Source organism: Chamaesiphon sp. VAR_69_metabat_338 (assembly GCF_031423935.1).
In the GTDB taxonomy this organism is placed as follows: domain Bacteria; phylum Cyanobacteriota; class Cyanobacteriia; order Cyanobacteriales; family Chamaesiphonaceae; genus Chamaesiphon.
In genome coordinates this window covers 1-3,394 of sequence record NZ_JANPGM010000194.1, presented here as the reverse complement: position 1 = coordinate 3,394, position 3,394 = coordinate 1, and the positions used below count along the sequence as shown (strand labels likewise).

Genomic DNA, 3,394 nt, shown 5'->3' with positions numbered 1-3,394 from the left:
CCCTAGAGCCGGTTGTAACAAACAATTGTCTCTGCAACCCCCTATAGGGGTTGCTGCTCGAATTACAAAGAAGTTATTTTACCAACGCGCCAAGATAAGTACCGGAAGGGTCGTATAAGACGATCGGGTCTGGTTTACCGTGCAACATCAATACTGCACTCACGAAGCGGACGGTACCGACCGGACGACGGCGGGGTTGCTTAGTTGATCTCCCCATAATCACCTTGGTTACGGGAATTGTCGGGTAAGTTGTGGCGGGTTCGGCATTTTTCTTAATGTTTAATAATTTCCAATTGGGAGTATGTCCGCGAATATCGAGTACTTGCTCGATGACTTTTTTAGCTTCAGTTTCGTTGAATACTAGAATTTGGAAATAGTAACCTTTCTCTTGATCGACATAACTTGCTAACTCTTTGCCACGCTTCCAGAAAAATGCAGTGCCGGAATTAAATAGAGATTTGATTTTAGTGCCGAGTGCTGTCGCTTCAGCTTTAGTAAGAGTGTCGGTAGTTTCATTCATCAACCGAAGGCTAACTTGCGATCTTAAGATTGAATATCTTGGATCGGCTTCTGTTGCTTTTTCCTCAAAATATAGATGAATTTGTGGATGCATCTTATTAGTTTCTTGGAAGCTGGTGGCCGGAATCCCGTAAATAGATGGATGGAAATCTTTAGCCTTGCGTAGAACGCCATAGAACAGCCACAACCGAATTAAGGTCATATCTACCGAATCGGCATCCTGATGAGTGCATGCGACGCGCAGAGATGCCCTGGGGGTGTTAATATCTTGCACCCAATCATCATCTCCGACATCGTTAAACTCGGCTCTGACAATTTTGTTTTGAGTGAGCATAACCACATCTTGCAGATGTTCGGCGGGGCTGAAATTATCGGGTAATGGCATGGCTTTAACCTACGGCTTAACTTGATCTGATTCGGGAATGTCCGGTGATTTACTTGCTGCTTTGGCTAATTCTTCAGCCGCCTTGACTAATGATGCTTCGGGGACGGCTTCGCCTTTTCTACCGTTCGGATCTTCGCTCATGCTCTTAGTCAAATCATCCGTTTGTTTGGTTAGTTGGTCTTTTGTTTCCTTGATTGAAACCACGGTCGAAGCAACTTGATCGACTTGAGAAAGCATCTCTTGACTACCTTGTAAAAACATGGTGAATCGATTCTGAAATCCTGGCTGCGGGTTCATCCAGCTATAGGCTTTTTCGCCAACTAGGCGGAATTTCTGCATGGCGTTACCAATTTTGGCGACGTGCGAGCCGACGACCTCTAAGGCACCAAGAATCGATTGGCCGATCGATTGGACTGAATACATTACCTGCGCGGCGGCTTGATAGATCCGGCTGTACTTCTTCCAGTCAGATTTGATGCCCTCTACCGTGGCTACACCGAAGATTGATTTGAAATAAGTGTCTGTCCACGTCGCGACAAGTTTGCCCACATCAAAGGGCGACCCTGCTGGGTCTGTAGAGGTGTCTTTAATGCCTAGCGCGGCTAGTGAATTGCTCACGGCACTAAATAGGGTCTGAGTGAGGGAATTGGATAGGAAATAGGCGTTATGCATCACCCCGATCCAGGTGAATATATTCAGGATTTGCGATCGATTGGCAACTTCGGCGATGTTTGTCGTCCACTTGCTCAAGCCGCCGGTAATCTGCGATCCGAGTTTGGTGTTGACGATGTTCAGCGTACTGTTCATCGTGTTGAGCACGGCATTGTTGAGAGCACCGTAGCCCGCGCTGACTCCATTGAGCAATCCTTCAAGCTTGCTAAATCGATCGGCACTGCCACCATTACAGCCGCCAGGTTGAGAACTCTGACACGAACCAGCAGCGGCGGCGGATGTGGCAGCAGCGCGGAAGGTTTGAGAGTTGGCGATCGATGTCGGCATTACCAAAACTGCGGCGGATAATTTGGCGATATTTGCAAGGATCTCGTTTTCTTTACCTGGATTCATATCGTTATTTTTTGCTTGGCTTTCGAGCTGTTGAACTCTGTTAGAAAGTGTCGGATCTGCGGATGTGCCCGTGGCACCTGTTGCACCCGTGGCACCTGTTGCACCTGTTGCGCCCGTGGCACCAGTTGCGCCCGTTGCACCAGTTGCGCCTGGTGCTCCGACCTTACCAGGCGATCCCGCAGCTGCTGCCGCAGCAGCAAGAGCACTATCGGCCTTACTACTCGCCCCCGCAGCGATCGATTTAGTGTCTGAGATCTGACCATTCAATGCGCCGGCTGTTTCTTCTGCATGATTGGCAGCATTCGCCGCGTTTCTAGCCTCAGCAGCAGCGTTTATCGATTCAATGTATGCGCGTTTAGAACGATCTTCAGCACTTTCTGCGGCACCGATCGCCCGATTGGCGGTACTGGTTGCGGTATTGGCTGAGTTATCTGCAACTGTGGCAATGGTTGTCGCCTCCCCTGCTTTGCGCATCGCTGTCTGAGATGCTGCCAGGGCAATGTTTGCGGTGGCGGTAGCCTCTGCGCTCCTGTCGGAGGCTATATTCGCAATCAGTGCGATCGCGGCAATCCCCGCGACTGCGATGATAATGGGCGCAAGTTCGGCGACTACTGCGGCCAATCCTGCACCAACAACGCCAATCTCTGCCACAAGTGCAGCCACACTTCCAGCGACGGCGGCGATTCTGGCCCCAAGTGCCGCGATCGTTCCGGTGATTACGGCAATCTCTGCTGATAATCCGCCAAATTGCGACCCCAGCACCCCGATCGCAACAGTCGCGGCAATAACCTTGCTTGCCGCTTCTTCCGCCTTCCCCTTGGCATTGTCGGCGGTAGATTGTGCGCTGCTGACCTTTCCCTCTAGTGTTGAAATTCTGGATGTAAGCGCGGCGATTTGTTCGCAGCAGTTATTACTATTGCAACCACCGATATTGTTAAGTTGATTGGTGATGGGGGTGACGCTACTCATGGATTATTCATCTTCATTAGATCGATCGATAGTAAGTGCGCACGGCACAGCGACGATCCGCACTGCTGTTGTGGGTGTTGTTGCCGGACTAGCAAATGCTAGAAATCGGCTCGCGCTAGCAGTGAGGCGATCGGCCCAGCGACGATCGCGGTCACGATTGGGACGATCGGTACTAGGTCTGAGATCTTCACGTACTGCTGTTGTGATGACCCTGCGCGAAGATTATTTACAACAATTGGCCTGGGCTTTATTTGCCGCTTGCTGGAGCGCGGCAATCTCAGTCGTGGGGATGCACTCGCCGTTACATGGCGAATCTTTGGCGCAAGAACTCTGACAGGCCGCTATACTGTCGTACTTGCCAGGGGTGTTGTAAGTGGTCTTAGGGACGCAGCCACCATTTACGCAATCGTATTTTTCTTCGGGATCGTCTCTACAATTTTTGAGGTAGTAGGCGGG

General features: G+C 50.6%; 3 protein-coding genes. All 3 read right to left on the bottom strand.

What is annotated here, in order from left to right; all coding sequences use genetic code 11:
* Positions 1–73 precede the first annotated feature (73 nt).
* Positions 74–904 carry a hypothetical protein gene (locus tag RMO84_RS05695; protein ID WP_310487508.1) on the bottom strand — a complete coding sequence of 277 codons (831 nt, stop codon included), beginning with the start codon at positions 902–904 and terminating at the stop codon, positions 74–76.
* 9 nt (positions 905–913) lie between these two features.
* A complete protein-coding gene (locus RMO84_RS05690; RefSeq protein ID WP_310487507.1) occupies positions 914–2,938 on the bottom strand; it encodes a hypothetical protein in 2,025 nt (674 codons plus the stop codon).
* Between the two features lie 222 nt (positions 2,939–3,160).
* On the bottom strand, positions 3,161–3,394 hold a 234-nt coding region (locus RMO84_RS05685; RefSeq protein ID WP_310487506.1), incomplete at its 5' end, for a hypothetical protein.